The sequence below is a fragment of the uncultured Aureimonas sp. genome (genome assembly GCF_913775355.1).
Taxonomy (GTDB): domain Bacteria; phylum Pseudomonadota; class Alphaproteobacteria; order Rhizobiales; family Rhizobiaceae; genus Aureimonas.
The window spans coordinates 1-3640 of sequence record NZ_CAJYIU010000299.1; the positions used below are offsets into that span (position 1 = coordinate 1).

Annotated in this window: 3 protein-coding genes; 1 reads left to right on the forward strand and 2 read right to left on the reverse strand. The window is 67.4% G+C overall.

The genetic code is table 11. The features are described 5' to 3' along the window. The first annotated feature begins 12 nt into the window (after positions 1–12). The gene (locus tag QZ753_RS18340; protein ID WP_294645741.1) at positions 13–1131 is read left to right on the forward strand and encodes a hypothetical protein; all 1119 of its coding nucleotides are present in this window, start codon (positions 13–15) and stop codon (positions 1129–1131) included. Positions 1132–1164: 33 nt separating this feature from the next. On the opposite strand, the gene thrS is transcribed toward QZ753_RS18340, so the two are convergent. Both thrS and yidD read right to left on the reverse strand, forming a co-directional pair. Then, complete coding sequence (thrS, locus tag QZ753_RS18345; protein WP_294645743.1) at positions 1165–3129, reverse strand: threonine--tRNA ligase; 1965 nt, start codon at positions 3127–3129, stop codon at positions 1165–1167. 134 nt (positions 3130–3263) lie between these two features. Further along, positions 3264–3539, reverse strand: coding sequence for a membrane protein insertion efficiency factor YidD (gene yidD, locus QZ753_RS18350; protein WP_294645745.1), 276 nt, complete (start codon positions 3537–3539; stop codon positions 3264–3266). Positions 3540–3640: the final 101 nt, after the last annotated feature.

Consider the following 3640-nt stretch of genomic DNA (forward strand, 5'->3'; position numbering starts at 1 on the left):
GGAGGTTGAAGGTTGATCAAGCGCGCATCCGGCATCGCCTTGTCCCTCACCTTGTCCATCGCCCTCCAGGGACCGGCCCGCGCGCAGGATGCTCCTCCGGGACCGGGCGGTGCGGGCGGGCCCGATCAGCCGGGCGCCTACGCTTCTCCTTCCGCCATTCCGCAGGATGTGCGCAGCCGCGACATCGGTGTCGCCCCGTCGATCGGATTGCGCAAGCTCGAGCCGATCGCCCTGCCCGAGCGGCCGGATGCCGGCCTCGGCACCAATCTTGAACTGCCTAACCTCCCCGCCTTCGCGCCTCAGCCGCCGCCGCAACTCGACATCGTGCGTCCGAAGAAGAGCCTTCGCCTCAAGGCGACGCTCGGCAAGAACGGCCCCGAGATTCCTTCCGACCTCGTCTGGCGGCTGTTCGCCCCCGTGCCGGGACCCGACGGCAAGCTGCCGGTCGTCGCCATGGCGAAGGGCGCCCAGGCCGTGTTCGACGTGCCGGCCGGCAACTATCTCCTGCATGTCGGGTTCGGGCGTGCGGGCATGACGAAGCGCGTCGATTTCTCGGGCGAGGAAACGCACGAAACGGTGGCGCTCGATGCAGGTGGGCTGCGGCTACACGCCGAGATCCTCGAGGGCGGCAAGCTTCCCGACGACAAGCTGACCTTCGACGTCTATTCCGGCGGCGGCGACGGCCGCGAGCGGCGGCTTCTCGCGCCAGGCGTCAGCCCCGGCAGCGTCCTGCGGCTGAATGCCGGGGACTATCACGTGATCTCGCGCTACGGCTCGGTGAATGCCGTGGCGCGCGCCGACATCCGCGTGGAGGCGGGCAAGATCACCGACGCGACGCTGCATCACCGCGCGGCGGAAGTGACGATGAAGCTGGTGCGCGAGAAGGGCGGCGAGGCCTTGGCCGATACGGCCTGGTCGGTCACCTCGGACCAGGGCGACATCATCCGCGAAAGCGTCGGCGCTTTCGCGTCGATGGTGCTGACGGAAGGCGACTACGTGCTGGTCGCGCGCAACAAGGACCGCATCTTCCAGCGCCAGATCGCCGTGCGTCCCGGCGAAAACGAGGAGGTCGAGGTCCTGACCAGCGACCTCGTCGATCCCAACAACCCGGAAGTCGGGACCGGCGACTAGGAAGGCCCCAGCCGCCGGCACAATCGGCCGACGTCAGGCGGCCGCGCGCGGGCGGAGGTCCGGGGCGACGGCTTCGTCGCGAAGGAGCGTCAGCGCGTCCGCGAGGCTCATCGCCTCCTGATCGCGCGAGCCGAGGCGGCGAAGGTTCACCGAGCGCTCCTCGGCCTCGCGCTTGCCGCAGACGAGAATCACCGGGACCTTGGCGAGGGAATGCTCGCGGACCTTGTAGTTGATCTTCTCGTTGCGCACGTCGATCTCGACGCGCATCCCGGCCGCCTTCAGCTCCTCAGCGACCGAGCGGGCGTAGTCGTCCGCCTCCGACGTGATGGTCGCGACGACCACCTGCGTCGGCGCGAGCCACAGCGGGAAATGGCCCGCGAAGTTCTCGATCAGGATGCCGAGGAAGCGCTCCAGCGAGCCGCAGATGGCGCGGTGGATCATCACCGGCGGCACCTTGTCGGAGTTACTGTCGATGTAGAACGCGCCGAAGCGCTCCGGCAGATTGAAGTCCACCTGCGTCGTACCGCACTGCCACTCGCGGCCGATCGCGTCCTTCAGCGTGTACTCGAACTTCGGGCCGTAGAAGGCGCCCTCGCCTTCGTTGATGCCCGTCTTGATGCGGCCGCCCGACTGCGCCTCGATCGTCTTGAGGACCTCGCGCATCACGCTTTCCGCGCGGTCCCACATCTCGTCGGTGCCGACGCGCTTCTCCGGGCGCGTCGAGAGCTTCACCACGATCTCCTCGAAGCCGAAGTCGCGGTAGACCGACAGGATCAGGTCGTTGATCTTCAGGCACTCGGCTTCCATCTGCTCATCGGTGCAGAAGATGTGCGCGTCGTCCTGCGTGAAGCCACGCACGCGCATCAGCCCGTGCATGGCGCCCGACGGCTCGTAGCGATGCACCGTGCCGAACTCGGCATAACGGATCGGCAGTTCGCGGTAGGACTTCAAGCCGTGCTTGAAGATCATCACGTGGCCGGGGCAGTTCATCGGCTTCAGCGCGAAGACGCGCTTGTCCTCCGCCTCGTCGCCGGCCGACTGCACCTGGAACATGTTCTCGCGATACCAGCCCCAGTGCCCGGACGTCTCCCAAAGCGACTTGTCGAGCACCTGCGGCGCGTTCACCTCGGCGTAGTCGCCCTTCAGGCGGCGGCGCATGTAGGCGACGAGGTCCTGAAACAGCGACCAGCCCTTGGGGTGCCAGAAGACGACGCCAGGCCCCTCCTCCTGAAAATGGAAGAGGTCCATCTCGCGGCCGAGCCGTCGATGGTCGCGCTTCTCGGCTTCCTCCAGCATGTGGAGATAGGACTTCAGTTGCTCCGGCGTCGCCCAGGCCGTGCCGTAGATGCGCGTCAGCATCGGGTTGTTCGAATCGCCTCGCCAGTAGGCGCCCGCGACCTTCATCAGCTTGAACGCCTCGCCGATCTGGCCCGTGGAGGCCATGTGCGGGCCGCGGCAGAGGTCGAACCACTCGCCCTGACGGTAGATCTTGAGGTCCTGACCTTCCGGAATCGCGTCGACAAGCTGGACCTTGTAGGTCTCGCCCTTCTCGCCGAAGACGCGGCGCGCTTCCTCGCGCGACCAGACTTCCTTGGTGAAGGGTGCGTTGCGGCGGATGATCTCCGCCATCTTCTTCTCGATCACCGGCAGGTCGTCCGGCGTGAAGGGCGTGTCCTTGGCGAAGTCGTAGTAGAAGCCGTTCTCGATCACCGGGCCGATCGTCACCTGCGTGCCCGGCCAGATCTCCTGGACCGCCTCGGCGAGGACGTGCGCCGTGTCGTGGCGGATGAGTTCCAGCGCGCGCGGGTCGTCGCGCGTCAGGATCTCCAGCCTTCCGGCGCGTCCGACCGGGTCGGACAGGTCGCGGACCTCACCGTCCAGCGCGTAGGCGATCGCCTTCTTGGCCAGCGACTTGGAAATGCCGGCCGCAATCTCGGCGCCGGTGGCGGAGGGCTCGTAGGAGCGGACGGACTGGTCGGGGAAGGTCAGGTCGATCATGGCAGTATCCTTCAAGGCTCACCCCCGCCAACGATTGCGGGAAAGCTGGATCGATGGGGGCGGCTCGGCCCCTCGCGAAGCCGCGACTTCTACCATTGCCGGGTGCCAGCGCAAGCACGCAGGCCTACGCGAGGTCAGCGCCCGGCAGGCTTCTCCTCGTCGGGCACGGCGTCGAGCCCGCCCGATCCGAACGGGCCGCAGCGCCCGACGCGCCGCGCCGCCAGCCAGCCGCCCCGCCACAGGCCATGGCGCGCGACAGCCTCGTAGGCGTATTCGGAACAGGTGGGGATATGTCGGCAGTGGCCGCCCACGAGCGGCGAGAACGTGAGCTGGTAGAGGCGCACGAAGCCGACGCCGAGGAGGCGTCCGGGCGTGCGGGGCCAACGGCCGGTGTAGTTACGTCCGATCATCCGGGCGGTTCGCGAGACGAAAGCGCGCTTCCTCAATGAGAACGGGAACATGCTCCCGCGCGATGTCGTGGAGCATTTCAGACGAGACGTTGTCGTATCCG

Excerpts from the sequence above, each read along its gene's own strand:
- thrS (WP_294645743.1), bottom strand. The coding sequence starts at position 3,129 with ATGATCGACCTGACCTTCCCCGACCAGTCCGTCCGCTCCTACGAGCCC.
- yidD (WP_294645745.1), bottom strand. The coding sequence starts at position 3,539 with ATGATCGGACGTAACTACACCGGCCGTTGGCCCCGCACGCCCGGACGC.